The organism is Sutterella parvirubra YIT 11816, assembly GCF_000250875.1.
Lineage (GTDB): Bacteria > Pseudomonadota > Gammaproteobacteria > Burkholderiales > Burkholderiaceae_F > Sutterella > Sutterella parvirubra.
This window is the reverse complement of the sequence record NZ_JH604983.1, coordinates 28,175-30,837: the sequence shown is the minus strand read 5'-3', so window position 1 is coordinate 30,837 and position 2,663 is coordinate 28,175. Positions and strand designations below refer to the sequence as shown.

3 protein-coding genes are annotated in these 2,663 nt (G+C 66.3%); 2 read left to right on the top strand and 1 reads right to left on the bottom strand.

What is annotated here, in order from left to right:
- Positions 1-341 (bottom strand): hypothetical protein (locus HMPREF9440_RS11680; protein ID WP_216586064.1); only part of this gene is annotated, 341 nt, incomplete at its 3' end.
- Positions 342-538: 197 nt separating this feature from the next.
- Here HMPREF9440_RS11680 and HMPREF9440_RS06405 point away from each other — a divergent pair.
- Both HMPREF9440_RS06405 and HMPREF9440_RS06400 read left to right on the top strand, forming a co-directional pair.
- A complete protein-coding gene (locus tag HMPREF9440_RS06405; RefSeq protein WP_040764316.1) occupies positions 539-922 on the top strand; it encodes a RidA family protein in 384 nt (127 codons plus the stop codon).
- Positions 923-1,025: 103 nt separating this feature from the next.
- Complete coding sequence (locus tag HMPREF9440_RS06400; protein WP_008542612.1) at positions 1,026-2,135, top strand: threonine synthase; 1,110 nt, start codon at positions 1,026-1,028, stop codon at positions 2,133-2,135.
- Positions 2,136-2,663: the final 528 nt, after the last annotated feature.

The following is a 2,663-nucleotide window of genomic DNA, read 5'->3' as shown; positions in this document are numbered from 1 at the left end:
TTCGCGTCGTCGATGACGAAGGCGGGCGTCTCAACGGCGGCGGACGTGAGCGCGTGGCCCACTGGGGATTCGGTATGCATGTCGGTCCTGGTCCCTTTTTTGGGGGCGGTCTTTGGAAGTCTTCGGGTCTCGGGGTGTTTGGGCCGCGGGCGCGGTGAAGGGTCCTCAAGGGGAAAGGGAGCGCCTTCAACCTCGGCCCGAAGGTCGGCCGCTTCAGGTCTGAAAAGGGATTTTACGCGCCCATTCGTCGTCTTGGTTCGCCGGAAGCTTGGAATGCTGGCAAACCTGCGGACAAATGTTCGGGCGCTCATCTTCTTCCGCACCCCGATCGGGAGCAGCAATGCGTTCTCCGCCGGGCGGAGGTCTGAAAAGGCGTTTCGTTGTGACGTCCGCTCGGAGCTCCGCCCGTCAGGGCTGTCTTCACGCAGGGGCTCTTCCCGAAGAACCGCCGCCCGAGTGGCCGAAGCGTAGAATGTCCTGTCTCATCGACCATCCCGCAGACCAACCCAAAGACCACCCACGACTTGAGGAGTCCCCCATGCGCATCATCACCCCGCCCTTCAAGGGCGAAAACAAGGGCCACTACAGCGCCGGCATCGTCTCGAAGGGGATGCTCTACGTCTCGGGTCAGCTCTCGATCGACCCCGACACGCGCGAAGTGGCGAAGGGCGGGATCCGCGAACACACGCGCCTCGCGCTCGACAACGTCGACCGCGTGTTGAAGGCCGCCGGGTGTCGGCGCGATCAGGTCGTGCTCTGCCGCGTCTATACGCCCTCGGTCGAAAACTGGGGCCCCATCAACGAGGAATACGCCGCGTTCTTCGGCGAGCACAAGCCCGCGCGCGTCGTGGTTTCGACCACCGATCTTCACTTCGGCTGCCTCGTCGAGATCGAGGCCGTCGCGGAAATGGACGAGGACTGAGGTCCGCCGTATCTCTCTGGAAGGCGCTGAGGTCCGCCGAATCCGCCGCACCGACTACACGAAAGACCAGTCCGAAAGGAAGGCCAAAGAAGGAGAAACCGCCATGCACTACCGCTGCGCCGCCTGCGGGAAGGAAACCCCCGTCACCACTCACGCCCCGACCTGCACGTGCGGGGGTCTGTTCGACCTCGTCGTCGACGCCCCGAAGTGGGATGAGAAGCTGATCGACCGCTCCGCCTGGAGCCTCTTCCGCTACCGCGCGTTTTTGGGCGTCGACACGCCGGAAGCCCCCGACGCGCCCTGGCGCCGCATCACGATGGGCGAGGGCATGACGCCCGTCATCCCGTTCGACGAGAACCTCCTCTTCAAGATGGACTACTTCATGCCGACGCTCTCCTTCAAGGACCGCGGCGCGGCGACCTTGGTCGCGCACATGGCGGCGATCGGCGTCAAGAAGTGCGTGCAGGATTCGAGCGGGAACGCCGGGAACAGCGTCGCCGCCTACTGCGCCCGCGCGGGGATCGAGTGCGAGATCTACGTCCCCGAAGGGACGTCCCCGAAGAAGATCACGATGATCGAGGCGCACGGCGCCAAAGCCGTGGTGGTCCCCGGCACGCGCGACCACTGCGCGGACGTCTGCCGCGCGCGCGTGAAGGAAGAGGGCGTCTTCTACGCGAACCACGTTTTCAACCCCTTCTTCTACGAAGGCACCAAGACCTACGTCTACGAAGCCTTCGAGCAGCTGGGCCGCATGCCCAAGCACGTCCTCGTTCCCGTCGGGAACGGCACGCTCTTCATAGGGACCGTGTTGGCGCTCGAACACCTCCAGGCCTCGGGCGCGATCGACGAATTCCCGCAGATCATCGCGGTGCAGGGTGAGAACTGCGCGCCGCTCTGGGAGGCCGTTCAGAAGGGGTCTACCGAACCCGCGCAGATTGAGGTCAAGCCCACGCTCGCTGAAGGGATCGCGATCGGTCAGCCGATGCGCGGCCGGGAGCTTCTCGACATGATCCGCCGTCACGACATCCGCGTCGTCACCGCGCGCGAGGACGAAATCCTCGGCTGCCGTCACGAAATCGCCCGCCGCGGGATCTACTGCGAGCACACGACCGCCGCGAACCTCGCCGGCTACCGCAAGTACGTCGAGCTCTACGGCCCCGCGCCCGACACGCTCGTCACGATGTGCGGGGCGGGAATCAAGTCGGATCATTGATCTCGGCAGCCCCGTCGCTCTGAAGTTCTGAGCATTTGAAGGAAAGCCCGTTCGGTTTCGTGCCGGCGGGCTTTCGGCGTCTTGGGGCCCGGTCCGCACGGCAGCCCGGCCGCAGGGGGCGTCCGCACCTCCCGCAGAAGCCGGTCAGGCCCTCCGACACGAAATCTTCATCTTCGTGACGGCTCCGTGACGCGCCGCATCTTTTCCGGTCGGTGAGGGCGCGGGGCGTCCTCCCGCGGGGTATTCGTCCGGTACTTCATCGGGTTCAGAACCCCGCCCGTCCTCCGATCCCGCCGGGGCTGCGCGCCGCCGGGGTTCGGCCGCCGTCCGTTACGCGCACCCCGGACACGCCCCGTCCCGGGTCCCCGCCACGGGGCTTTCCCGGCGGTCCGCTTCGCCCGCCCGGGCGCCTTTTCCCGACAGCAAAACGTCATCCGCACGTCAAGGCGCCGTCATGCGCCGTCTTCAAGATGCGCGGTAGCGGAGCGGGGCGCCGGCGGCGAACCATGGATGCCGGACCGGGCGCCC

What these genes read in the sequence shown, in the direction of transcription:
- HMPREF9440_RS06405 (WP_040764316.1), top strand. Translation starts at nt 539, where the DNA reads ATGCGCATCATCACCCCGCCCTTCAAGGGCGAAAACAAGGGCCACTAC.
- HMPREF9440_RS06400 (WP_008542612.1), top strand. Translation starts at nt 1,026, where the DNA reads ATGCACTACCGCTGCGCCGCCTGCGGGAAGGAAACCCCCGTCACCACT.